The sequence below is a fragment of the Staphylococcus sp. 231237_7MaSpsaltlick genome, assembly GCF_043107035.1.
This window is the reverse complement of the sequence record NZ_JBICNX010000005.1, coordinates 122,229-146,448: the sequence shown is the minus strand read 5'-3', so window position 1 is coordinate 146,448 and position 24,220 is coordinate 122,229. Positions and strand designations below refer to the sequence as shown.

Genomic DNA, 24,220 nt, shown 5'->3' with positions numbered 1-24,220 from the left:
ATATTATGTCATATTTACAATCATTTTTTAGCTCTGTAATACAACTCAATTTGTACTGGGTCGTGTTTATAGCTTTAATATATGTTTTGATTCATTCTTATCGCAACAAACCAATAAATCAAATTTTAGATATATACTTAAATTACATCCCCGTATTAACACATGAATTCGGACATATCTTATTTAATAAAATAAGTGGCGGCAAAGCTAAAGATTTGGTGATTGTTTCCTCACCTTCAGAACGTATCGAAACTTCTCAACAAGGTTTCGCTATTACTCAATCAAAATCACGCCTAGGACAAGCCATCACCACTTTTGGCGGATATATTATGCCACCACTAATGCTGTTTATCGGTTTTTGGGCACTAGATTCACAATACCCTAGTTTATTTATTGTGGCGTACTTAATCATTTTTATATATTTTTTAATATTGACTTCTAGAAAAGTATTGCCAATCATTATTGTGATATTGTTATTTGCTTTACTTTATTTCTTGTTTCAAAGCGATAATCAACTCATGATGTTTTACATTGTAGCAATCACTTATCATTTCATTCTAGGTGTACTTTTAGGCGAAGTTATCCAATCATCATGGACTATTTTTAAATTAACATTTTCACGTCAACCAACGACTTGGGATGGCTCAACACTGAAATCACTAACTTATATTCCAACATTTGTATTTAGTGTTATTTGGATAGCCATCAATCTATTTACTATTTATCAATTATTTCATGCCTATTTTACAACCTAAAACCTGGTTAGTTTGGTTACTGAAATAGTACAACAGTGTCATTGTATAAATGGTATGCAGATTATTTATGACAATGACATTGTTTTATAAATTCTTAATATATAGTCCTTTAAATTAAATGCATATCTATTCGCTTAAATTATAATGAAGCTTACTTAATATTTAAAAAATATAGAAATAATTCATCAAAGCAATTAAGTCTCTTTTGAAGGACAAGAGATTTAAAATATTTCGATTGATATACCACGGCTTTTGAGAAATGTGTTTTTTAACATTTCATCCTATAATTACTGTGAAATCCATTTGTTTATAATTGAAGTAGTGGGAATATTATATTTAACTACTAAATCAGTTCTAGATAGACTATTATTTATATTCGTATACAACTTTAAGTCTAAATTCATTTGAATATGTATTGTTTTGCTCTATAAGTAAAAGCAACTTTATTCCATACTTCTTAAATCTATAATAGTTAATCAATAACCTCTTAGGAGAACAATTTAATTTCAATTTTGGGGATTACTTTTTTAATACTATTTCCCTCTTCATATAAGCTGAAAGACTTTTGATAAATTTCAGGTAATAATGTTCTTTTGGTCATAAAAAAGCTCCCTTTAAAGTTTACATTTTTAAGTGTCTACTTTAAAGAGAGCATATAATTTATACGGATTAGTCTTTTTTAAGAATAAAATTTATATCCAAGCCACTAATATAAGTTTTATAATAACTCATTATCTGTAATTGATATTTCTAAATATAAGAAAAGTGAAGTTCCTACAAAACATTTCATAAGGTTAATAAAATCATTTTTGTTAATGCTAAATTCATTATTTACCATAACTTCATATGTTCCCCATCTATCTTTAAATATAAGCCCAGATTCATTAAATTCATTTTTCTTATAAAAATCTTTTCTTTTTTTTCTTTGTAAATAGTTTTCAAATGTCGGATCAACTATTTCTATATTTAGAATAATCGGGTTCATTCCATACTTTTCATTGATAAACTGTAAAATTTTACTTCCATAGCCCATAGATTGATATTTATCGTCTACAGCTAGATATTGAACATATGTTAAATTATTATATTGGATTAAATACGTGAAACCTATAAAATTATCATCGTCATAAATAGCTAATAAATTACCAATATCTTTTTCTAGTTTATATAAAATTAAATCCATAGGGAATCTTTCTACTTCTGGAAAAGAATTCTTAAGTAATGATTCTATATGTTTTAAATCACTCGAATCCTTATTAACATTTTTCTCTTGTAAACTCATATATTTATTCTCCTTTCTATACTATAAATTATACGCATTAGCTACAATAATTAAATAACATCGAAGTCAAAACGATATAATATTACTCATCAGTATATTGAAAAACATACTAACGGACGCTAAATCAGATAGTACAAATTCAAACTTTCGATTAATAAATAATTTATAAAGAACCCAAAACAGTCCTTTTCAATAAATATTTTCAACATTCAAGACACTATATAAATTTTTTAGCGTTCTTTCCATGTAATAAATAATACAAACCAAAAGTAATTAGAATAATAATCGCAAGGATTTTATACATCCCTGCATAACCTAAAATTGGGATTCCAAATCCTAATATATAAGGTCCTAATCCATTTCCTAAATCCATAAAAATCATAAATGTTGAAGTAGCTAACCCTACATTTTCTGGTTTAGCTTCACTGACAGCGATCGTTTGAGTGATTGAAGAAATGTTACCAAAACCAAGCCCAATAAATAGTCCTGACAATAACATCATCCAGTCATCGCTACTGAAACTTAGTAAAAGTAACCCAACAAAAAAGAATATAAGAGCTGGATACATAATTTTATTTGCTCCATAAATGTCAGCAATTTTTCCTGTAAATGGTCTAGATGCTAATACTGAAACTGTATATATTATGAAGAAGAAGCTTGCCGCTTTTACCAAATCAATTTGGATTGCGTACAAATTAATATATGATACTATCCCTGAAAAAGAAAATGCACTCAAAAATATAATAAATCCAATTGGTATTGTTGATTTATTTATTAAGTTTTTTATAGATATTTCTTTCTTATTTTCGTTATAAGGAACTTTAATTAAAAATGACATAAATAAACTTAATATCGCAAAGATCAAACTGGCATAAAAAATATTCATTAAACTAGAATTCTGTGTTAAAGATATTCCAATAAATGGACCGAATCCTGTAGCCAGTGCAGTACTTAACGCAAAGTAGCTAATTCCTTCGCCTTTACGCGATTGAGGGATTACTAAGGCAACAATAGTACCTACTATCGTTGTAGTGATACCCGTAGAAAGCCCATGTAATAACCGAACAAACACTAAAAAATATTCGTCTAAGTTCACAAAATATAAAATTATTGATACTAAATAAATCACCATATTTAAAATGAATATTTTCTTCGTAATTTTAATAAATCCAGTGAGAACTCTACCAAGTAATGCACCTACTATGAATACACTTGCTATAAATCCCATCATTATACTAGACGAATTATATTCAGTTTGCGCATAATTAGTTATAGTAGAATTTAATAAAAAATACACGAGTATCAATAAAAAGTTTATGATAGAATATATCACAAAATCTTTCGACCATATTTTGCTGTTCATAATAACTCCTTTCTACATATGATAACTGTCACCATCATTTGGTATTAATACTTGAGATTCTAATCCTTTTTCATTTACAAATTGTTTTAATCTATTTCTAGATAAATTCCAATGAGTTACTGCTTCCATATGCACTACAATGATTTTTGAATTTGGTGCTTCTTTAGCTACTTGATATACATCATACTCGTTCATAATTAATGAGCTACCTTCATAAAATTGGTTGTCACCACCATTTACAATGATAACTTCAGGTTCATAGTGATTTATTACATTTTTAATCTTGCTATACCATACGGTATCTCCTGCAATATATAGTTTTTGTTCATTAGGGTGTTCAAAAATAACACCACAAACAGAACCAATAATTTCTAAAATTTCTCCTCTACCGTGCTCACCAGGCGTTTTTATTAGTTTAATGTCCTCAAATGTTGTATACTCGCTTAATATTTCTACATCTTTAAAGCCAACACCTTTAATTTCTTCTGCATCGTTTTCGTCTTGTACAAATACCTTGATATCTTTTGGTAAATGTTTTTGTGCCGTTTCATCAAAGTGGTCAATATGCAGATGTGTTAAAATAATTGCGTCAATATCTTTAATGATATCTTCTAGAGATATAGGTAAGTCCACAAGTGGATTTTCTAACTCTTCTCCAGGAGCGTTAGGAAAACTTGCAAAAGATCCTTTTTCCCCTAACATCGGATCAACTAAAAATTTTTTACCAGCATATTCAATTATACTTGTAGCGTTTCTTATATGTGTTATGTTCATAAATAATTCCTCCAAATTTTTGTATATATTCATTTTATTTGGAAGGTCTATTTGTTTAAATATAAATTTCAAAGAGTTTTTGGCTAAATACTTGAAAAATGAAAGTGAGTGACAAAAATGGACGAATTAGATAAAAAAATAATTAGCGAATTAAAAAATAACAGTAAAATTTCAATGAAGAATTTGGGAGCAAAAGTAAACCTAACTGGTCAAGCAACTACAAATAGAGTGAAAAAATTAGAAGATGACAACATTATTACTGGATATACTATTGATTTAAATCAAGAAGCATTAGACTGTAAAGTTCACGTATTCATTAATATCTATACACATAAAATATCGCATAATTCATATCTTGATTTTATTGAGAAAGAAAGCATTTTTGTAATGAATAACTATAAAGTTATCGGCGACCCATGTTATCTTTTGGAATGTCGTTTTCCAAATAGCGAATGCTTAAATTCATTTCTAGAACGATTAAATAAACACGCAAACTATAATGTTCTAATGGCGATATAAAACTTCATCTCAAAATTAAGCATGGTTTTTCACTATAATTAAAACTAAAATAATTAGTAAAATCATTATTCATAAAACTATTTTTTATGAACACAAACGACAATCATCAGAAATTTATATGACTAAGTAAAATGATATTTCACTATTCATATTGTTGTTTTTAAAATTCACAACAGTATAAATTAGCAAAGCATGTAGGGAAATTTTTTAGTCGTTAGATTATGTCCCTTTCATGTGTATTACTTCTTGTCATCACCAAATTTTCTTTTTTTGACTGTACTATTCAATAGAAACTAATTCAAATCTAGAAATGTTTTCATATAATTATTTCTTTTTTAATATTGACAGTTATTTATTTCAACTCCAGCGAAAACAACACTAACCTAAGAACAAAAGCATATCAATGGAATGCGCATATAAAAAATCTCACCAAATTTTTCATATTTAATGTCTACTTTGGTGGGATTATATAATCATTGGTAGTCTGAGCGCCTTCATAGACAAAACACTTCCGTATGATTCATTTTAAATGAATTCAACGAAAGTGTTTTATTTCATTCCCACTATTTGGGGTCAGTTCAACTATCATCTAAGGTTTGTCTATTTGTATAATTATTTTTTAATAGCAGTGATATTTTTGATCAAAGTTGGCTCTTTTATCATTTGATTTATTCAACATAATAAACACCAACACTGTTTAATATATATTATAATCTTTTTAGTGTAATATCGGCAGTTATTTTGGCCGACTCCTGCGAGATGATTACTAGTCGAAGACTTAATGCTAAGGCAGTGTCCGCGGAAACGTGCATAAAAAAACTGCCAACAAAGTCGGAGAATTTGTCGACAGTCTGAGCACCTTCATAAAATGAAGGTGCTTTTTTGAAAGTAGTATATGTCTAAGCTCAATTTGCATTATTATTTTTCTGCATAGATATGTGCAGCGTTATCATAACTCAATACCGTAACTTGGTCACCTTTTTTAACGATAATCACTTTGTTGGTATCATCTCTATTGATAATTTCTATTTGCTCGTCTATTAAAATTGCTTTACTTGATAAATAAATTAATAAGTCCGTTCTATCGCGTACCCTTTTAATTGTTACTATATCACCAGTTTCAAAAGATAATAGATTCGTTGTGTATAGTTCTTTATATTGATTTTCTCTTGGTATCACGCCCCCATGAGGACATGTTATTGGATAATCCAATAATTTATCTAAACGATCAACAAACAAATGAGATACTCTATGTTCCAGCACCTCTGCTTCTTGATGCACTTCTTCCCAATTATATTGCAAAATTTTTATTAAAAATAATTCCAACAAACGATGACGTTTAATTATATCTAATGTATAAGTTAAACCCGTTTCAGAAAGTTTTACACCTTTATAAGGTTTTGTTTCTACATAACCCGACTTTTCCAAACGATTAACCATTTCACTTACAGAAGGTGGTTTAATGTTTAAATATTGGGAAAGTGTTTTGTTTGAAACGAAAGAATGGTCACCATCATGCGTTAAAATTGCTTTTAAATAATCTTCCTTTTCTTCAGTTAGCATTATCTCACCTCTCAAGTCATTCACCTTATTGTATCACGAATCGACTTGACACGCTAAAAGTTCATGGTATATTATAAATGAAATTAGGTTAACCTAAAAATATTATTAAGGAGGATGAAGATGTTAGAAATTGAGAATTTAAATCTTACATTAGGGAATAAACATGTACTACAAAATGTTAACTTATCCATCCCTATTAATGGCGAAATAATCGGGATTATGGGTCCTAATGGTGCTGGGAAATCATCTTTAATTAAATCTCTTATCGGAGAATTTAAATCAACAGGCAAAGCCCAATTAAATGGTGATCCCATACAAAATGATTTGAAATCTATAACTTATATCCCACAAAAAGCACATATTGATTTAGATTTTCCTATCAATGTGGAGCACGTGGTTATGTCAGGTGCATATAAAGATATAGGATGGTTTAAATGGGTAAATTCCGAAACTAAAAAAAGATTAAATCAATTAATGGATACCTTAGAGTTAAAAGATTTACGTCACCGTCAAATTTCAGAACTAAGTGGTGGGCAGTTACAACGTGTACTCGTCGCTCGTGCTTTAATGACTGATAGCATACTTTATTTATTAGATGAGCCCTTTGTTGGTATTGACTTTCACAGTGAACAAATCATTATGTCACAATTACGCATTCTAAAAGAATCCGGAAAATTACTGCTCATTGTACATCATGATTTATCAAAAACTGATGAATACTTTGATCGCGTAATCCTTTTAAACAGAAATATTCGTTATTTTGGGGACAGCACAACTGCTATGAAACCTGAGCATTTAAACAACACATTTATAAGTGCTCCGTCACAACATGAAACTGCTTAGTATTTTAGAAAGGACGTAACTTATAATGGAATTTTTTCAACAATTACTCGATTATAAATTTTTGAGCAATGCCCTAATTATTTCAATCGTTGTAGGTATTGTTTGTGGAACAGTTGGCTCTCTTATTGTACTTAGAGGCCTTTCACTAATGGGAGATGCAATGAGCCATGCCGTATTACCAGGCGTAGCGTTATCATTTTTATTCAATATACCTATGTTTATTGGTGCTTTAGCAACCGGCATGGTCGCAAGTATTTTTATTGGTTTTATTACCAAGAATAGTAAAACCAAATCCGACGCAGCCATTGGCATTAGCTATACTGCATTTTTAGCTTTAGGGATTATCTTAGTTAGTTTAATCAATAGTACAACCGATCTTTACCATATTTTATTCGGTAATTTACTCGCAGTTACGCAAGTCACATTCTGGTCAACTATCGTTGTTGGAGTTTTAGTAATGATATTAATTATTGTTTTTTATAGACCTTTAATGGTTTCAACATTCGATCCAGTATTCAGCAGAATGAGTGGCTTAAATACAACGTTAATTCATTACTTTGTAATGTTATTATTATCGCTCGTAACTGTAGCAAGTATTCAAACTGTCGGTATTATATTGGTGGTAGCTTTACTTATCACACCAGCATCTGCTGCATTTTTAATTTCTAAAAAATTACATACGATGATGATTGTAGCTAGCCTAATTAGTACTATAAGTGCCATTGTCGGACTGTATTTCAGCTACGTTTATAACATCCCTAGTGGTGCAACGATTGTGTTCTTTGCATTCTTAATTTATATCATTATTTTTGCTTTAACTAAATTAGAACTTTTTAAAAAGAGAGGACAACAAACATGAAGAAAATACTATCTATCGCTTTAATATTTTTACTATTTTTAGCAGCCTGCGGTAACGGAAAGAGCGACTCAGGTGCAAATTCAAACGAAAAATTAAAAGTTGTAACAACAAACTCTATTCTATATGACATGGTTAAAAACGCTGGCGGTAAAAACGTTGAAATTCACAGTATCGTACCAATAGGTCAAGACCCACATGAATACGAAGTTAAGCCTAAAGATATTAAGGCGTTAACTGATGCTGATATCGTTTTTTATAACGGCTTAAACTTAGAAACAGGAAATGGTTGGTTTGATAAAGCCTTGTCTCAAGCTGGTAAGTCAACAAAAGATGACAGTGTAGTAAAAGTATCTGAAAAAGTAAAACCATTATATTTAAACGATGCTGAAGGCGATGAAAGTAAACAAGATCCACATGCTTGGTTAAGTCTAGAAAATGGAATAAAATACGTAGAAACGATTAGTGAAACATTATTAAAACATGATAAAGAACATAATGATGATATCAAATCACACAGCAAAGATTATATCGCTAAATTAGAAGAATTAAATAAAGAAAGCCATGAAAAATTCAATGATATACCAAAAGACCGCAGAGCAATGATTACTAGTGAAGGAGCATTTAAATACTTCTCTAAACAATATGACATCACACCAGGTTATATTTGGGAAATTAACACTGAAAAACAAGGCACACCAGAACAAATGAAACAAGCGATTCAGTTCGTCAAAGATCATGACTTAAAACATCTTCTAGTTGAAACAAGTGTAGATAAGAAGAGTATGCAAAGTTTAAGTGAAGAAACTAATAAAGATATTTACGGCGAAGTATTTACTGATTCAATTGGTCAAGAAGGATCAAAAGGTGATTCTTATTACAATATGATGAAATCAAATATCGAAACTGTGCACGGCAGTATGGAATAAATGATTTGGGCTATTAACCTAGATAATAGGTGAATAGTCCCATGCCGTACAGCTTTCCTCCTAATTGCGTACGGCATGGTGGTATTCAAGCCTTAAATCATCTCCCTAACTCCATCAATGGTTGGTTCCTCCCCCCATTGATGGAGATTTTTATAATACATGGTACTAAAATAAAGCAAATAATTATACATATGCTAAATTAAATAATAGATTTCATAGAAAAAACACCTCCGTACGATTCATTTTAAATGAATTTAACGAAAGTGTTTTTATTTCATTCCCACTATTTGGGTTCAGCGCCAGTTCGCCTAAGGTCTGTTTATGATTGTATAGTTATTTTTCAAAATAGAAATAATCTTTCAGATTAAAGTTAGCTCTTTTATCAATTGATTTATTCAACATAATAAACGTAACACTGTTTAATATATTATAATCTTTTTAGTGTAATATCGGCAGTTATTTGAGCCTACTTCGGCGGGAAGATTACTAGCCGAAGACTTCAGGCTAAGGAAGTGTCCGCGGAAAGCATGCATAAAAAAACTGCCAACAAAGTCGTAGACTTTGCCGACAGTATAAGCAGATTCTATCATTGGAATCTGCTTTTTTAACTTAATCCGTTAGACTATCCACAATAATCATTTCATCGTAGTTTATTGCTTCACGGATTTTTAGTGCTGTTACTTCACTTACTTCTTCATCTTCAACAAGTTGATTTAAGATACGACGTTGCTCTTTAAGTGCAAGTAATTTAATTTTTGTTATTGAGTTTTCATTTTTAGGATTAAAGAAATTAGAAGGTGTTAAGTTATCTATACGAAGAAGATAGCTATCACAAATCATACCGACCTCTAATTTATTATCTTCAGTTGTTTCTTTTGCTAAGCGACTCACAACACGGTAGTGAACTGTACGCATTACATTTGAAATCTCTTGTAAGTTATCAATTATTGATAACGGAGATGCCGCATTAGTTTTCACTTTATATTTAATTCTTCTTTTTAAAAGCATTGCCCTGAATTCAACTTTTATACGTTGTATTAACGAAGCTTGTTTATAAACTTGAGTACGTTCTGTGTAACGCATATAGTTGTCTAATACGTTAGTAGTAATATCACCGTTCTCAACTAAGTTATTAAGTGTATGGTTCTCTACATCAAATGCTAATTTTTGTAACCTTTGCAGTTCTTTAGTATTTTCATCTTCATTTTCAACAGTTCTTAAGAAAGCCAATTTATCATGATAATCCTTAATCACGTTCCCATATTGAAAGCTAGATTCTACCGAAGACCTTTGGTTTAAATTATCTATAACTTTCTCTAAAATATACACTCGTGCTTGTTTAAAATTCATACCTACAACTTTAGGTTTTTTAGCATTCGGAGTAACAACAGGAAGTACAAATTGTGCCACAACCAAACTAATGATAACCATACCTGAAGCTATAAACAATAGATCATCTCTAAAAGTAAACGAATGATGGTCTGCAAGCATATAAGGCAATGTTAAAGCAATGGCTAAAGAAATCGTCCCATGAACACCACATAAAGTCATTATAAAGGCATACATCCCACGTTTAGGCGGGGTTTCCTTCACTTTTGTTTCATCTTCATTATATGAAATCATTTTTTGGAATGGACTCACTGGTAAATAAAAATATGGATATAAAACAAAAACCCATAAAAATCTAAATAAATAAATAGCTAAGGCGATTAAACATGTTACTACTATTAAGAATATTAAATTATGTGGTTCGTTTTCAATAATACGCCCCACCACTTCCGGTATTAAATATCCTAAAATAGAAAACACAAAACCGTTTAAAGCATATCCCAAAATATTCCAGGTATGGTTATAGCTCATTTGTAACCTTGTACGTGCTTGAGCGATACGGTCACGTTCAAAACCATGAACTAAACCAGCAATTACTGCTGCAATAATACCAGAAGCATGGAACATTTCTGCCACGATATAAGTTACAAATGGCGTGACTAACTGAATAAACGTAAACATATTAATATTTTCAATACCACGACGAGATAGCGTTACTCTAAATCTAACAAGCGCAACGCCTATGATTAACCCTACGACAAATCCACCAATTGAAGAGATTAAGAACTGTTCAATAGCGTTAATCATCGAAAAGCCACCTGTAATCAGTGCTGCTACAGCAATTTTAAAGGATATGATACCTGCAGCATCATTTAAAAGCGACTCACCCTCTAAAATTGTCATAGAACCCTTAGGTAATACTTTTCCATTAGTTATAGCTTGTACGGCGACAGCATCAGTTGGACATAGTATCGCAGCTAATGCAAAAGCAGCTGCCATCGGTAATTCTGGCCAAATCCAATGTACAAATAACCCTACTACTATAACTGTCGTTACTACTAAACCTAACGCCATCATTAAAACTGGTTTTATGTACCGTCGCAAATGGACACGTGAAACTTTAACGCCCTCAACAAACAGCAGCGGTGCAATCAAAGCGACCATAAATAGTTCAGAATCAAATCGGAACTCAACGGGAATTGGAGTTACATACAACAACATACCTAATATAATTTGAATAAACGCCAATGGTACTTTAGGAAGTATTGTGTGTACCAACGAACTTACAATAACAAGTGCTAAAAATATAAGTATCGTTTCAAATATTTGCAAGGTTTCACCTCTTTTCAACATAATTATTCATTCATAATCATTGAGGTTGAAACATAAAATAATATTGTTTTTAACTGAACATATCGTGTTTCAAACTCTTACTCATCAAATACTAAATGTTTTTTTCTTCCCCAATTCGATAATTAATTTAAAAATTAACATAATTACAAATATATATTATTTTATCATTTTATTGACTATCACTTAAACGTAATGCACCTAAAAACTATAATTTTCTATTTTAAAGTATAATTACAGTTAATTACGCCATTTGAAACAAAAAGACACTTCTTAAAATATGAGAAGTGTCTCCTTATTAAAAAATTAGTAATCGTGTTCTTTTTCATACGTTTTTCTTCTGCGTTCTTCACGCTCATGTGCACGCTTTTTCAATTGTTCAAATGTGTTATTCTCAGTAGCGCTCAATAAAATATTAGTTTGTCTAGGCGCATCGCTTTTTCTATACATATACGCGCCAGTACGGTACGCCGCACGAGAAATTAAGTGTCCCCCAACAGGAGATGTTAAATTAATAAACACTAAAGCGAGAATAAGTCTTACACTTAAATAACCTTGTGACGAAATAAAATAAATGATAACGCCTACCAGCGTCAATAATACAGATAACGTTGAACTTTTCGTTGCCGCATGACTACGTAAAAAGACGTCTTGGAATTTAATTAAACCAATGGCACTAATTAAGGCTATAATACTTCCTAAAAATATCATAAAAGCTGCAATAAGGTTAACGATTTCGCTTGTTATTTGCATTGAAGACGTGCCCCCCTTCTATAAATCTAGAAATTGACACTGTACTTACAAAGGAAATAATGGCGATGAGTAATATCGAGTCTAAGAATGAAAATGTGCCGAACACGATGCTTAGCAATCCTACCATCGACATTAAAATGGCACTGGCAGCATCAAATGCAACCACTCTATCCGCAGTAGTTGGCCCCTTTATTAATCTAAATAATGTTAGTAATAACGCTATGCCAAATAATATCAATGCACTCGTAATAAAGAAATCTATTAGATATTCAATCATTCTGCCACCTCCAATATGAGTCCTTCATATTGTCTGATACTTTTCAGTAATTTTTGCTTTTCTTTATCTGAAACGTCAATGGCGTGTATAAAGAACTTTTGCTTTTCTTTGGAAATCCTAATAACTGTGGAGCCGGGCGTGATAATGATTAAGATTGTTAGGAATGATACTTCCCAGTCTGTATCCAACGTCGTTTCATAAGTTACTAACCCAGGATTTAAGTCCTTTGTTTTAAATAAAATATAATTGATTGTCGTCATACTTGAAGTAATTAACTGATAAAGATAAACAGCTAAAAACTTGATACTGACCCAAACTTTTTTCAAGTAAAATTGTTGGCCAAAGAAACGATGTAAAATATAAATAACCAATAAACCTATAAGGTAACCTGCAAAAAAGGTCGAAATTTTAAAAGAATCTTCATCTTGAAAAAGGACCCATAAAAAGGCAATGACGATATTAAGTAAGACTTGTCTCATTATTTATCCTCCTTCATTAAATGAGGATTAACCATTTTTTCGAACAATCCATCATCCATATTTAAATGCGTCGCGTCTTCAGTTACTTTAAATATTAACGGTGCCGCAATACCCATTGCGATAATCGTTGCTACTAAGATTCCTATGAGCGCCTTACGATATTGTGGAATTTTTTTAAATACAATTGTTTTGCCTCTTTGTTCATTGCCGAGATACATCACAAAGAAAATTCTAAATAAACTAAACATTGCTATTAAACTTGTAATAATCATCAGTGATAAACCAATGTAGTTTCCATTTTCAATTGCCCCTTCAAAAATGAACACTTTACCAGGGAAACCACTTAATGGTGGTACTCCACCAATAGCTAGTATCATCACAACAAACGCTACACCAAAGAACGGCTCTTGCTTAGCCAATCCATTTAAACTTCTATATTGTCTATAACCCGTCACATATACTAAGCTACCAATAATAAAGAATAGTAACGTTTTAACTACGATATCATTTGCTAAATAGAAAATCGCGCCGTTTACACCAGCAAAAGTATTCGTTCCCAATCCTAAGATTACAAAACCAATTGATAGTATAACCTGGTATGCTGCAATTTTTTTAATATCTTTATATGCAAGTACGCCAAAAGCACCTATAAGCATTGTAATACAAGATAAAAAGACTAATAATGGGTGTGAGATTCCATGATGTTCATCAAAGATAAGCGTAAAGAAACGAATTAAGGCGTAAGCACCAACTTTAGTCATTAGTGCTGCGAATAGCGCTGCTAACTCTGTATTTAGTACCGCATATGCTTTAGGTAACCACATAAATAATACTAACGCAGCTTTCGCACCAAATGCGATTATGAACACCATAGAGACAATTACGATAGCACTCTTGTCACTCATTTCATTCAGTCGTTGAGCTACAAGCGTGAAGTTTAATGTACCTGTTAATTTGTATAATAAACCAATGCCTAATAATAACAACCATGAACCTAAAATATTTAGGACGACGTAGATAATTGCAGCACGTAATTGCTCTACAGATTGCCCTAATGTAATAAGTACGAATGAAGCTAATAACATCACTTCAAACATAACATAGATATTGAATAAATCTGCAGTTAGAAACGAGCCTATTACGCCGACAGTTAAGAATAAAATAAAACTAGGTAAATAGTAACGTATCGCTCTTTTCTCAGTTCGCCCAAAGCCGTATGCCATAATTAGTGTAACGACAAAACTTGAAGTTACAACCAACAATAAACTTAAGGAATCTCCAACAAATTGAATACCATATGGTGCTTTCCAACCACCAAAATCTAATGCAAGCGGTTTGTTATACATTACATAAATGAGCAATGCTAAGGAAACTACGGTGGTAAAAGCCATCGTACCAATTGAAAAGATTCTAGATAACCTACTATGCGTACGAATGAATACTAATCCTAAACCACAAATAGCTGGTAGTAGTAATGGTAATATTAATAAATTACTCATCATTATCATCATCACCTCTCAGTACATCGATTTCATCTTCTTTAGTTACACGATATGTTCTATATACAAGTACTAAGAGAAAGGCAGTCATTGCAAAGCCAATAACTATTGCAGTTAATACAATAGCTTGTAACAAAGGATCCACAAATTGCTTGCTTCCCTCACCAATTAAAGGTTCAACCATGTCCCTGCTATATTTACCCATACTCATAATAATTAGATTACCAGCATGCGTGTAAATTGAAATTCCAATAACAATTCTTATTAAATTGACTGATAATATCATATACGTTCCAATAAATATTAAAAAGCCAATGACCATTAATAAAATTAAATTCATGAGCGACCACCACTAATTGACAGCATAACTGTAACAACTACACCAACGACCGATAATACGATGCCCGCTTCAAATAGTGTTACAGTTGATAAATGAACTTCTCCTAACAACGGTAATTGCACATACGCATCTGTTTGGTAAAGGAACGGTTTACCAAAGAACATAGGTACAACTGCTGTAATGAATGATAATAAAGAGCCACAAATCATTAGAATTCTAAAATCTAATGGTAATGCAACCAAAACTTGTTTAACGTCGAAGGCCAAAAACATCAATAGAAATGCTGAACTAAAAACGAGACCGCCAATGAAGCCACCGCCTGGGTTATTATGCCCGGCTAAAAACAGATAAAATCCAAAAGTTAACAATATAAATACGACAATCTTCGTTATCGTTCGTAATACAACATCATTCTCTTTCATCTTGACCCCTCCGTTCTTTAAAGTTAAGTAGTGTATAAATACCTAAACCAGCTATGATTAGCACCATGCCTTCAAATAATGTATCTAAAGCACGGAAATCACCCAGTATTGCATTTACAATGTTTTTACCACCTGCTAAATTATAAGCATCATGATAAAACGTTGAAATTGTAGGCATTGAATCACTTTGTTGAGCGATAAATACTAATGTCACGACAATAACTGCCATCAATAATGATACGACTATTTTAACTGCTTCACGCTTTTTGTGTACTTTTGCACGTGGAACGTTTGGCAATCTTGAGAAACTAACGATAAACAGAATCGTAGTAATCGTTTCTACCACCAACTGTGTTAACGCTAAATCTGGTGCTTTCATTAAAATGAAGAAAATTGTTACACAATAGCCGATAATTCCGTTGAGTATAACCATTGTTAAACGTTGACGAATAAATGTTAAAGCTATACCGAGCACGAACACAACGATTAATGTAATTACTTCTATTGGACCAAATTCACTGACATGAATCTGTTGAACATCTGGGAAACCTGCTTGAATAATCCCATAAATGACAACCATACTAAATATTAATAAAGTTAATGTAATATAATGATTTAAACGGTTATTCATTAAAGTACGGATACCATAACCAGAATAATGTTCAAATTGATTATACGAACCTAAATATAAGTCTGTGATTGATTTCACTTTAAACTTATTAGCATAGTTTTTCCAATTTATTTTAAAAGCCATTGTAAATCCGACAACTATTACAATAATGCTTAAAATCAGAGGCAAATTAAAGCCATGCCACTGAGCAATGTGTGGCGCCACATTATCTACTTTTTCTCCAATTGTGATACTTCGTAACGCCGGTAAAATCACATGATGTCCAAAAATATTTGGTACAAAAAAGATAACCGGTAACAAAATCATCATAATTGCAGAAGGTAGAGTAAATATAAAAGGCTCATGAGGTGATTTGATTGGTAAATCTGCTTTTTGATAATCTCCCCAGAACACTTCCTTAATCATGTAAGCTGAATATATCAATGTAAAAATACTTGCTAAAACTCCAATAAATGTTATAACTATTGTTAATGAAAGGTTAAATTGTGGTAGTTCAACCGTGCTAACTAAGCCATCAAAGAACATCTCTTTACTAAGGAATCCATTTAAGAATGGTATACCAGCCATAGATAATGCTGATAGTAACATAACGATATGTGTGATTGGAAAGGCTTTTCTCAAACCAGACAAGCGGCGGATATCTCTCGTACCTGTTTCATGATCAATAATACCTACACCCATAAATAATGCACCTTTAAATAGTGCGTGGTTCATAAGATGGAATAATGCTGCAAAGAGGATAAATCCATATGCCTCAGATAATGCACCGGTAGGATGTTGTGCAAATCCACCACCTAAACCAACCATAGCAACAATCATACCTAATTGGCTTATTGTTGAATAAGCTAAAATAGCTTTCATATCAAACTGTCTCGTTGCATTAACTGCTCCAAAGATCATCGTGATTAGACCAACAAATGTCACACAATAAATATAAAAATCACTCAATCCTAATAATGGTGTAAACCTAAATAGCAAGAAAATACCCGCTTTAACCATAGTTGCAGAGTGTAAATATGCGCTCACCGGCGTAGGTGCAGCCATTGCTTTAGGTAACCATATATGGAAAGGAAACTGTGCTGACTTTGTAAACGCACCAATTAAGAATAATATAACGATAGGTATAAAAAGATTACTTTCTGCAATCTTATCGCTCTGTTCAATAATAGAAGATATTGAATTCGTACCTGTTACAGTATAAATCATGATAAATCCTACTAATAAAGCAAGTCCACCAAATACAGTAATCATAAATGATTGAATCGCGCCAAACTGACTTTCACCTTTACTATACCAATATGCAATTAATAAAAATGAAGAAACACTAGTCAATTCCCAAAACACGTACATTAAAATTGTATTATTTGCAGTAACTACGCCTAACATGCTAATCATAAAAAGTAATAAATATATATAAAAACGTGGTAAATTATCATGTTCTTTTGATAAATACTGCATAGCATAAAAGAATACTGCTAATCCAATAAGTGAAATCAACAAGCTAAAGAATAAACTTAAACCATCTAGTCTAAAATCTATATTGATATCTAATAGTGTAAGCCATGGTATTTTTACAGATACAAAATGGCCGTGCATTACTTGTGGTAATTGCCATAGAAAGTATATAGAGGCAACGAGGGGTGCTAAGAGTGCAATATGACCTGCAAATCTTTGGATTTTAGGTGTAGCCATTGTTACTAATAAAAGTAACATTATTAAAAATAAAGCTCCAAGTAGATAGACTAAACTCATCGTATTCCCCCTTTAATTATAATTTATAAATTCAAAGCTATTGTGGTATTACTCTTCTTTGTAGAAATACCTATAAATTTCATCGTTTCATAAGTAGTTTGATGACCTAGGTATTTTTGAATAATTGATATGGAAATACCTGATTGATAAGCATGATATGCAAATGTTTTTCTTAATGTGGTCAAACCGATATGTGGCATGCCTAAGTCACTAGCAGCCGCATGTATAATTCGGTACGCTTGTTGCCTCGATAAACCTTTAAACGTTCTATTAGATTGAAACAACAATTGATCTTCCTTTAGGCCTTCCTCATTTATATATTCAAGCAATTCATTTCTTAAATCATCAGGTAATTTAATATAAATATTAGGTGCATGGTCTTCAAGCCAATATAACTTTATATGGTCATTGGATCCTTTAATATCATTCACACATAAATTTAATAATTCAGATAGTTTAACACCAGTATGTATCGCAAATTTAAATAGTAAATAATCTCGTCTAGACTTACAACCCAACACTTTATACATTGATTTAATTTCTTCAATATCCCTAATAGGATCTACTTGATTCATATTTCCACCTCTCACACCATAAATGTTTCTTATTTAATGATATATGATATTTATGTCACATGGAAGTGTTTAATACAAATTTTTTGAAATTTTTTGACCGTTTTGCTACTCGCAGTCGATATATATAGTGAAAGGAGGTTATTAAGATGAATAATATAAGCCAACTCGCAGTCACATTATCGCGTACATTGTTCGACAAAAATGGTAAAGCCAGTCAGTTCAAGCGTCATTTTGCTAATTTAAACACAGACGTAAAACCCGAACAACTTAAAAGTTTCAAATCTATTATCGAACAAATCACTGGAGAACGTTTTGACAAACTTGAAGTCATTAAGACAGAAACTATTAATTAAGGAGGAAACAAAGTATGTCTCAAACATTAGAACTTATTTTCAACGATGCTGTTAACAAGACGGTCAAATTACAAATACCCAAAATCGAGCATTTTATAAACGAATCCGCTGTAAAAGAAGGCATGACAAAATTAATTGATTTGGATATTTTAAGACCGAAGTCAGGTATCCCTAAAACAGTACACGCTGCACAAATTATAGACAAATCTACTAAACTCATATTTGAAAATTAAATATAATACAACCACGTAATAGACTATATTTAAAAACATTACGTAAAAAGGCTTGAAACAAATAGTTTCAGGCCTTTTTTACTACCAAATAATAAAGCTCATATATTATATCAACTAACTACTTTTCTATTTTAATCTATCATTATCTCTCAAAGGTCTTAGCCTAACGGTATCACCAAAAAATATCTTTTTTTTACCCAATTTTTTACACATTGAATAATTATCATATACTTCAACGATTTGAGCTAAATTTTTATATGTCCGTCTAGGATTTAACACTTCTATAAATTGATTCTTTTTTATTTGATCGTTACTGCCTGCGCTAACAAAAAAAGTTTCCTCATCTAAAAGACGAATTATGGAAAGTTGTTTCAATATCTATAGTCACTCACTTCTGCATTTACATTCATTAAACAAAATACATTAAATTTGTTATTTTTTATGATACAAAAAACATCAATATACGTATTTTATTATACTTTGTTTATTGTGTACATTATTTTCTCTGATATATACACATTTCTACTCCAAATTTAAATGTATGCATACATTAATCTTTCCTTTATAATATAGTTATCTTGAAGGAAAGCGTGATTTAATGATTCTTTTATATATCATTGGTATTGTTGCAGGTATGGTAGTACCATTTCAAACTTCAATCAATTCTAGGTTGAGTTTATATACAAAATCTTCATTCTATGCATCAACAATCTCATTTGCAACAGGAACTATTTTTCTAATTTTAATTAATCTAATTATTAATCCCGATGTTTTTACAGGCCAATTTTATAGCAACCAGTCATTGAATTATCAATGGTTTGTTGGTGGTATGCTTGGTGTTATTTTCTTAACAGGAAATCTATTACTTTTACCACGTTTAGGAGCTTCCTTAACAGTCGTTATGACGGTAGCAGGTCAAATTATAATGGGCGTGGCGATTGATAGTTTTGGGTGGTTTGGCGCCGATAAACAACCTTTTACTTTATTAAAAGTGTTAGGTATCCTCTTTTTAATTTTCGGGATCCTTCTTATGAATTATGTCCGACGAAATCCCAAAGACAAAATACAGTCTTCAACAGTATATATATGGCTTATTATCGGATTTATGTTTGGGTTCTGCCCGCCTATCCAAACAGCTATTAATAGTGCGTTAGGTCAGCAACTACATTCATCAATCATGGCCTCGCTCATATCCTTTACAGTTGGAACTATTGTATTGTTTATTTTGACGCTGATATTTAACAAAAGTCTTAAAGTTACCACTTTCAATAGTAAAGAAGGTAAGTTAAAACCTATTTATTTTATCGGTGGTATATTAGGTGTAATCTTCGTAACAACAAACATTATCTTAATGCCACATTTAGGTGCTGCACTGACAACGATTATTGTTATGCTAGGCCAAATGTTGATGGGTATCATCATAGATCATTTTGGCCTCTTAGGTACAAACGTTAATAAAATAACGCCACGCAAAGTTTTAGGGATTATAGCCATCATGATTGGTATTATATTACTAAGATTATTTTAAAATTGTAATAGTGCATCATTTACTTTTGTCAAACTGTAAATGACGCACTTTTTTTATAGCAATTTGAGTCTTTTTCACTGTATAATCAAACCATCTTAACAACACGAGGTGACCTTATTGCGAAAAATTTTTATATTACTTATATTATTAGGAATATTAGGTAGTATTGCACTATCCTGTTGGTTCTATTTAAAATCTATCCCCTCTAATCAGACCCATCCCCATATAGAAACTATTAAAATTAAGTACGAATCCCCCTATCACTTTTTAGGCATACAGCAACCTACCCAAATAACCAAACTATTCTTAGAAACAGATAAAGGTTATATTCATAATTGGTTTATCAAAAACAATGATACTGTAAAAAAACACCAACCGCTCTTTGAATATTATAATCCTGCCATTGAACGCCTTATCACTGACAAACAAAAATATCTGTCACATTTAAAACGTAAAAGTCCTCAATTACAATCATTTATTACTAATGAAATTACTCGCACACAAACAGAAATTGAATCATTACAATCAACGTTGCGTACTGTTATTTATGCGCCCTTTGAAGGTGAAATTCAAATGAATCAAAAATTTCCTACAAAAGATAAAGAACTTATTCTGCAAATTTTTAATTCTAATGCTATAATCAAATCTGTTGTTTCTGAATCACTTATAGCACAATTGCATGAAAAAGATAAAGTATTGCTTAAAGACGAAAATCAGAAAAGCTATACTGGTGAAATAACATATATTGCTAAATTACCTGTACAATTCGATGCTAAAGCTAAACACTCACAATATAATGTAGAAATTAGCACTAACTTAAATTCATTACATGGCAAGCATTATTATATTGAAAAACCTAATAAAAAAAATTGTAATACCAAAGTCTGCAATATATGATAATAAATTTGTTTTCTTACAAAGAAATAAAAAATTTATTAAACGGGTTATCAAATCACAAAATATGGGTAATAAAAAAGATGTATTAATTCTTGATGGTTTAAATCAAGGAGACATAATCGCTAGAAACGTTGATACAGTAGTGTCTAAAAATTAGAAGTGCACAGCATAAATAGTAATTGTCTTTAAATACAAAACGCTTATTTACTATTTTTATCAAATCACGGCAAATTGAAACGAAGATATATTAATTTCAATTCAATCATTGGTATGTATAGAATTGAATTAATATCTGAAATCATTTACGTAACGCTTAAACAGTTTTTTGTTTACTTTCTATTTTTATTTAGTTATAATAAACTAAATAATAGTGGTTTTAATATATTTTACCCAAATATAATTAAGCCATAGATTATGATAAACTCTTTGTTTTACACTTTGAATTAAGACAAATAATTATACAAAAATATTTTTAATATGTATATTTGATTGGGCATATAGAATTAGGGAGGAATAATAGGATGGCTATCACCAAAATCAATGATTGTTTTGAATTATTAGCTATGGTTACTTACGCTGATAAATTAAAAGGTATTATCAAAAAGGAATTTTCTGTAAGTTTTGAGGAGTTTGCTGTATTAACATATATCAGCGAACACGAAAGTGAAGAATATTATTTGAAAGATATTATTAATCACTTAAACTATAAACAACCTCAAGTTGTTAAAGCAGTTAAAAACTTATCACAAGAAGATTATTTCGATAAAAAACGTAATGAACACGATGAAAGAACTGTATTAATTTTAGTAAACACGAAACAACGTAAGAAAATTAATGAGTTATTATCACGTGTTAATGACCGTATTAAAGCAGCAAACGACGATAACGAAGTATAAACTTTTACTTTAAAAAAGATAATCAAGAAATTTTATTTACTAAATGTATTTCTTGATTACTCTAACTAAGTATATTTGGTAAAAAGAAACTTATAGCGCTTGTTAGAAGCGTTTATTCTATGTAAATCAGTATACGCTAATACAAAAATAAGCTTGAGCCATAATGATTTATGGCTCAAGCTTATTTTTGTATGCATCGTAATTTAAAATGTTTGCAATTAAAATGAGTATCAAAAATATTACTTTACTATTTTTGATACTCTGTAGCATTTATAAAATCACTATAAACAGCTAAAAAATACTTCGGTTCTTCTATATGAGGCGCATGGCCAGAATGTTCAAATTCTATCATTTGCAGTGAACTAAACGCATAATGGTACTTTTCTAGTACTTTATTAGAAATTAACGGATCATATTTCCCATTAATAATTAATGTAGGTGTATCCGTATTTTTAATAACAATATCTTTATTAAATACTGGAAATTGCATTAACGCACGTGTTGCTACAGCACTATCTTCAGCAGTCTGTCTGCTATAAATTAATTGTTTTTGAAACCATCTTTTTGCCTTTTCTTCTTCTTGATACATATAAGGTAACAATAAAATGAGCGATTCGGACTTATCAAAACCTTCAATTTCATCTTGATGTTCAATCATCAATTTATTTAACCCATGTACGCTATCAATTAAGTTACAAGCTATCAATGTCAGTGTCTTTACCATCGAGTTATATCTATCATTAAAATGCTTTGCAATTAAACCACCCATATCATGCCCAATAATATGTGCAGTTGAAATATTTAACTTTGCCATCAATTCCTTTAGATCTTCTACATGATCATCTAAATTAAATGAATTGGGTTTAGATGATTTACCGTGACCTCTAACATCGTAAACAATAACTTCGTAATGTTGTTTTAATTCATCTTTCAAAGCAAATAATGAAGCCATATTACCATCGAGTCCATGGATTAATATAATAGGAAAACCTTGACCCTCTCGGATGTATGCAATCTCGTTGTTACAGTTTGTTACTAATTTTTTCATTATGGGTCACCTCCCCTTACAAAAATAATATACCCCTTTTTTAAAGTGCGTATGCTACATTTTTTATTTTTAATTTTTTTATAAACTGGCATGGTTTATAAACGCTTTAGATGCAATAAAAAACACGTGCTATTTTGTGGTCATAAGACTTCAATAAATTAGCACGTGTTTCAGTTCATTTTAAAAAAATGTAAAAATTTATATTAGTTTCGTGAAGAAATTCGAATAGTGTAATATATAATCACTATAAGTAGTAATATCCAAATAACAATAGATGCAATTTGCGTAATACTTGAGTTACTTATCATGGCATCTATGGTTTTTTGGCATAACAATAAACCTATACCTGTAAATTCTAACCGTCTAAAATATAGACCCGATATACTAAATAAAATACCGATAAAAAATACAGCTTGATGGGCATAAATTGTTACAGCAACAATACCTAAATTGATATTGAAGCCTTGTAAGATGACTAGAACCATAGATACAACAGCGACTACTAAGCCTATAACCATTTCGAATTTATTACTATATAGATAGTTTTTCCAATCAATCCTTAAATATATAAAAATTGAAATTGGTAAAATCACTAGACAATAAAAAATAGAAGTACCCGTAGCTGCTTGGAACGGTACATATTGTTTATCATATAAATAAGACAACAAAATAAAATTTACAATAAAGAATATGATGGGATTTAATTGTAAAGTGAATAAATTACGTTGTATGGTTAATATAATTTCAGCTGGTGATTTACGTCTATATTCTATATAATCTTCATCTTTTGCCTCTGATTTTTTTAAATCTTTTTTTAGTTTCTCTTTAATATCGTCTATTAAATTGGGAGAAAGACCTTTATGAGTAAAATAGTCGTTTATATTTTCTACTAAAACTTTGTCGTTAACTCTCATGATCGGCTCCTTTAAATCATTTTTAAAATTTATGTAATGACTCATTATTTTTAAATCACT

At 30.8% G+C, this 24,220-nt stretch carries 26 protein-coding genes; 10 read left to right on the top strand and 16 right to left on the bottom strand.

What is annotated here, in order from left to right; translation table 11 throughout:
- Positions 1–5: 5 nt before the first annotated feature.
- On the top strand, positions 6–755 hold the full coding sequence (locus ACF91D_RS11335; RefSeq protein WP_039069350.1) for a M50 family metallopeptidase: 750 nt from the start codon (positions 6–8) through the stop codon (positions 753–755).
- A 718-nt stretch (positions 756–1,473) separates the two neighbouring features.
- Here the strand turns inward: ACF91D_RS11335 and ACF91D_RS11330 are convergent.
- From ACF91D_RS11330 to ACF91D_RS11320, 3 genes are all read right to left on the bottom strand, one after another.
- Positions 1,474–2,037 carry a GNAT family N-acetyltransferase gene (locus ACF91D_RS11330; protein WP_107549810.1) on the bottom strand — a complete coding sequence of 188 codons (564 nt, stop codon included), beginning with the start codon at positions 2,035–2,037 and terminating at the stop codon, positions 1,474–1,476.
- Positions 2,038–2,254: 217 nt separating this feature from the next.
- On the bottom strand, positions 2,255–3,400 hold the full coding sequence (locus ACF91D_RS11325; RefSeq protein ID WP_107549809.1) for an MFS transporter: 1,146 nt from the start codon (positions 3,398–3,400) through the stop codon (positions 2,255–2,257).
- Positions 3,401–3,412: 12 nt separating this feature from the next.
- Complete coding sequence (locus tag ACF91D_RS11320; protein ID WP_039069352.1) at positions 3,413–4,174, bottom strand: MBL fold metallo-hydrolase; 762 nt, start codon at positions 4,172–4,174, stop codon at positions 3,413–3,415.
- A gap of 117 nt (positions 4,175–4,291) precedes the next feature.
- Here ACF91D_RS11320 and ACF91D_RS11315 point away from each other — a divergent pair, with 117 nt between their 5' ends.
- Positions 4,292–4,693 carry an Lrp/AsnC family transcriptional regulator gene (locus tag ACF91D_RS11315; RefSeq protein WP_039069353.1) on the top strand — a complete coding sequence of 134 codons (402 nt, stop codon included), beginning with the start codon at positions 4,292–4,294 and terminating at the stop codon, positions 4,691–4,693.
- 918 nt (positions 4,694–5,611) lie between these two features.
- Here ACF91D_RS11315 and ACF91D_RS11310 read toward each other — a convergent pair.
- Positions 5,612–6,256 (bottom strand): metal-dependent transcriptional regulator, encoded by a 645-nt coding sequence (locus tag ACF91D_RS11310; protein WP_017722623.1) that lies wholly within the window; start codon positions 6,254–6,256, stop codon positions 5,612–5,614.
- Between the two features lie 120 nt (positions 6,257–6,376).
- On the opposite strand from ACF91D_RS11310, the gene ACF91D_RS11305 reads away from it, so the two are divergent.
- The 3 genes from ACF91D_RS11305 to mntC are packed head-to-tail and all read left to right on the top strand — an operon-like array spanning position 6,377 to position 8,884.
- The gene (locus ACF91D_RS11305) at positions 6,377–7,099 is read left to right on the top strand and encodes a metal ABC transporter ATP-binding protein (protein WP_039069354.1); all 723 of its coding nucleotides are present in this window, start codon (positions 6,377–6,379) and stop codon (positions 7,097–7,099) included.
- A gap of 25 nt (positions 7,100–7,124) precedes the next feature.
- Positions 7,125–7,958: a metal ABC transporter permease gene (locus tag ACF91D_RS11300; RefSeq protein ID WP_080750311.1), complete on the top strand. Its 834-nt coding sequence runs from the start codon at positions 7,125–7,127 to the stop codon at positions 7,956–7,958.
- Positions 7,955–8,884, top strand: a complete 930-nt coding sequence (gene mntC, locus ACF91D_RS11295) for a manganese ABC transporter substrate-binding lipoprotein MntC (RefSeq protein WP_039069356.1) — start codon at positions 7,955–7,957, stop codon at positions 8,882–8,884. Before ACF91D_RS11300 ends, mntC begins: the two co-directional genes overlap by 4 nt.
- Before the next feature lie 609 nt (positions 8,885–9,493).
- Here mntC and ACF91D_RS11290 read toward each other — a convergent pair.
- From ACF91D_RS11290 to ACF91D_RS11250, 9 genes are all read right to left on the bottom strand, one after another.
- The gene (locus ACF91D_RS11290; protein WP_039069357.1) at positions 9,494–11,545 is read right to left on the bottom strand and encodes a cation:proton antiporter; all 2,052 of its coding nucleotides are present in this window, start codon (positions 11,543–11,545) and stop codon (positions 9,494–9,496) included.
- 324 nt (positions 11,546–11,869) lie between these two features.
- Positions 11,870–12,316: a Na+/H+ antiporter subunit G gene (locus ACF91D_RS11285; RefSeq protein WP_017722629.1), complete on the bottom strand. Its 447-nt coding sequence runs from the start codon at positions 12,314–12,316 to the stop codon at positions 11,870–11,872.
- The gene (gene mnhF2 / locus ACF91D_RS11280; RefSeq protein ID WP_039069358.1) at positions 12,291–12,593 is read right to left on the bottom strand and encodes a Na+/H+ antiporter Mnh2 subunit F; all 303 of its coding nucleotides are present in this window, start codon (positions 12,591–12,593) and stop codon (positions 12,291–12,293) included. Before mnhF2 ends, ACF91D_RS11285 begins: the two co-directional genes overlap by 26 nt.
- Complete coding sequence (gene mnhE2, locus ACF91D_RS11275) at positions 12,590–13,072, bottom strand: Na+/H+ antiporter Mnh2 subunit E (protein WP_029377794.1); 483 nt, start codon at positions 13,070–13,072, stop codon at positions 12,590–12,592. The genes mnhF2 and mnhE2 overlap by 4 nt, the downstream gene beginning before the upstream one ends.
- The gene (gene mnhD2 / locus ACF91D_RS11270; RefSeq protein WP_039069359.1) at positions 13,072–14,574 is read right to left on the bottom strand and encodes a Na+/H+ antiporter Mnh2 subunit D; all 1,503 of its coding nucleotides are present in this window, start codon (positions 14,572–14,574) and stop codon (positions 13,072–13,074) included. The genes mnhE2 and mnhD2 overlap by 1 nt, the downstream gene beginning before the upstream one ends.
- Positions 14,564–14,911 carry a Na+/H+ antiporter Mnh2 subunit C gene (gene mnhC2 / locus ACF91D_RS11265; protein ID WP_039069360.1) on the bottom strand — a complete coding sequence of 116 codons (348 nt, stop codon included), beginning with the start codon at positions 14,909–14,911 and terminating at the stop codon, positions 14,564–14,566. Before mnhC2 ends, mnhD2 begins: the two co-directional genes overlap by 11 nt.
- Positions 14,908–15,333, bottom strand: a complete 426-nt coding sequence (gene mnhB2, locus ACF91D_RS11260; protein WP_017722634.1) for a Na+/H+ antiporter Mnh2 subunit B — start codon at positions 15,331–15,333, stop codon at positions 14,908–14,910. Before mnhB2 ends, mnhC2 begins: the two co-directional genes overlap by 4 nt.
- Positions 15,320–17,716 (bottom strand): DUF4040 family protein, encoded by a 2,397-nt coding sequence (locus tag ACF91D_RS11255; protein ID WP_327620798.1) that lies wholly within the window; start codon positions 17,714–17,716, stop codon positions 15,320–15,322. The genes mnhB2 and ACF91D_RS11255 overlap by 14 nt, the downstream gene beginning before the upstream one ends.
- Before the next feature lie 23 nt (positions 17,717–17,739).
- Positions 17,740–18,291, bottom strand: a complete 552-nt coding sequence (locus ACF91D_RS11250) for a tyrosine-type recombinase/integrase (RefSeq protein WP_101050444.1) — start codon at positions 18,289–18,291, stop codon at positions 17,740–17,742.
- Between the two features lie 146 nt (positions 18,292–18,437).
- On the opposite strand from ACF91D_RS11250, the gene sroA reads away from it, so the two are divergent.
- Together sroA and ACF91D_RS11240 are read left to right on the top strand one after the other, a co-directional pair.
- A complete protein-coding gene (gene sroA, locus ACF91D_RS11245; RefSeq protein WP_039069363.1) occupies positions 18,438–18,644 on the top strand; it encodes a sigS mRNA-stabilizing protein SroA in 207 nt (68 codons plus the stop codon).
- Between the two features lie 14 nt (positions 18,645–18,658).
- Positions 18,659–18,877, top strand: coding sequence for a DUF2922 domain-containing protein (locus ACF91D_RS11240; RefSeq protein WP_039069364.1), 219 nt, complete (start codon positions 18,659–18,661; stop codon positions 18,875–18,877).
- A 126-nt stretch (positions 18,878–19,003) separates the two neighbouring features.
- Here the strand turns inward: ACF91D_RS11240 and ACF91D_RS11235 are convergent, their stop codons facing one another.
- Positions 19,004–19,252: a hypothetical protein gene (locus tag ACF91D_RS11235; protein ID WP_039069365.1), complete on the bottom strand. Its 249-nt coding sequence runs from the start codon at positions 19,250–19,252 to the stop codon at positions 19,004–19,006.
- A gap of 223 nt (positions 19,253–19,475) precedes the next feature.
- On the opposite strand from ACF91D_RS11235, the gene ACF91D_RS11230 reads away from it, so the two are divergent.
- The 3 genes from ACF91D_RS11230 (at position 19,476) to sarA (ending at position 22,198) form a co-directional block, all read left to right on the top strand.
- Positions 19,476–20,405, top strand: a complete 930-nt coding sequence (locus ACF91D_RS11230) for a DMT family transporter (RefSeq protein WP_039069366.1) — start codon at positions 19,476–19,478, stop codon at positions 20,403–20,405.
- A gap of 117 nt (positions 20,406–20,522) precedes the next feature.
- Positions 20,523–21,302 (top strand): HlyD family secretion protein, encoded by a 780-nt coding sequence (locus ACF91D_RS11225; protein WP_392437036.1) that lies wholly within the window; start codon positions 20,523–20,525, stop codon positions 21,300–21,302.
- Positions 21,303–21,823: 521 nt separating this feature from the next.
- Positions 21,824–22,198, top strand: a complete 375-nt coding sequence (gene sarA / locus ACF91D_RS11220; RefSeq protein ID WP_017722642.1) for a global transcriptional regulator SarA — start codon at positions 21,824–21,826, stop codon at positions 22,196–22,198.
- 247 nt (positions 22,199–22,445) lie between these two features.
- On the opposite strand, the gene ACF91D_RS11215 is transcribed toward sarA, so the two are convergent.
- Entirely contained in the window at positions 22,446–23,246 is an 801-nt protein-coding gene (locus tag ACF91D_RS11215; protein ID WP_069792759.1) for an alpha/beta fold hydrolase, read from the bottom strand.
- 203 nt (positions 23,247–23,449) lie between these two features.
- On the bottom strand, positions 23,450–24,160 hold the full coding sequence (locus ACF91D_RS11210) for a hypothetical protein (protein ID WP_039068849.1): 711 nt from the start codon (positions 24,158–24,160) through the stop codon (positions 23,450–23,452).
- Between the last annotated feature and the right edge of the window lie 60 nt (positions 24,161–24,220).

Bases quoted from the DNA above. Each gene is read 5' to 3' on its own strand.
- ACF91D_RS11335 (WP_039069350.1), top strand. From the start codon at position 6: ATGTCATATTTACAATCATTTTTTAGCTCTGTAATACAACTCAATTTG.
- ACF91D_RS11330 (WP_107549810.1), bottom strand. From the start codon at position 2,037: ATGAGTTTACAAGAGAAAAATGTTAATAAGGATTCGAGTGATTTAAAA.
- ACF91D_RS11325 (WP_107549809.1), bottom strand. From the start codon at position 3,400: ATGAACAGCAAAATATGGTCGAAAGATTTTGTGATATATTCTATCATA.
- ACF91D_RS11320 (WP_039069352.1), bottom strand. From the start codon at position 4,174: ATGAACATAACACATATAAGAAACGCTACAAGTATAATTGAATATGCT.
- ACF91D_RS11315 (WP_039069353.1), top strand. From the start codon at position 4,292: ATGGACGAATTAGATAAAAAAATAATTAGCGAATTAAAAAATAACAGT.
- ACF91D_RS11310 (WP_017722623.1), bottom strand. From the start codon at position 6,256: ATGCTAACTGAAGAAAAGGAAGATTATTTAAAAGCAATTTTAACGCAT.
- ACF91D_RS11305 (WP_039069354.1), top strand. From the start codon at position 6,377: ATGTTAGAAATTGAGAATTTAAATCTTACATTAGGGAATAAACATGTA.
- ACF91D_RS11300 (WP_080750311.1), top strand. From the start codon at position 7,125: ATGGAATTTTTTCAACAATTACTCGATTATAAATTTTTGAGCAATGCC.
- mntC (WP_039069356.1), top strand. From the start codon at position 7,955: ATGAAGAAAATACTATCTATCGCTTTAATATTTTTACTATTTTTAGCA.
- ACF91D_RS11285 (WP_017722629.1), bottom strand. From the start codon at position 12,316: ATGCAAATAACAAGCGAAATCGTTAACCTTATTGCAGCTTTTATGATA.
- mnhF2 (WP_039069358.1), bottom strand. From the start codon at position 12,593: ATGATTGAATATCTAATAGATTTCTTTATTACGAGTGCATTGATATTA.
- mnhE2 (WP_029377794.1), bottom strand. From the start codon at position 13,072: ATGAGACAAGTCTTACTTAATATCGTCATTGCCTTTTTATGGGTCCTT.
- mnhD2 (WP_039069359.1), bottom strand. From the start codon at position 14,574: ATGATGAGTAATTTATTAATATTACCATTACTACTACCAGCTATTTGT.
- mnhC2 (WP_039069360.1), bottom strand. From the start codon at position 14,911: ATGAATTTAATTTTATTAATGGTCATTGGCTTTTTAATATTTATTGGA.
- mnhB2 (WP_017722634.1), bottom strand. From the start codon at position 15,333: ATGAAAGAGAATGATGTTGTATTACGAACGATAACGAAGATTGTCGTA.
- ACF91D_RS11255 (WP_327620798.1), bottom strand. From the start codon at position 17,716: ATGAGTTTAGTCTATCTACTTGGAGCTTTATTTTTAATAATGTTACTT.
- ACF91D_RS11250 (WP_101050444.1), bottom strand. From the start codon at position 18,291: ATGAATCAAGTAGATCCTATTAGGGATATTGAAGAAATTAAATCAATG.
- sroA (WP_039069363.1), top strand. From the start codon at position 18,438: ATGAATAATATAAGCCAACTCGCAGTCACATTATCGCGTACATTGTTC.
- ACF91D_RS11240 (WP_039069364.1), top strand. From the start codon at position 18,659: ATGTCTCAAACATTAGAACTTATTTTCAACGATGCTGTTAACAAGACG.
- ACF91D_RS11230 (WP_039069366.1), top strand. From the start codon at position 19,476: ATGATTCTTTTATATATCATTGGTATTGTTGCAGGTATGGTAGTACCA.
- sarA (WP_017722642.1), top strand. From the start codon at position 21,824: ATGGCTATCACCAAAATCAATGATTGTTTTGAATTATTAGCTATGGTT.
- ACF91D_RS11215 (WP_069792759.1), bottom strand. From the start codon at position 23,246: ATGAAAAAATTAGTAACAAACTGTAACAACGAGATTGCATACATCCGA.
- ACF91D_RS11210 (WP_039068849.1), bottom strand. From the start codon at position 24,160: ATGAGAGTTAACGACAAAGTTTTAGTAGAAAATATAAACGACTATTTT.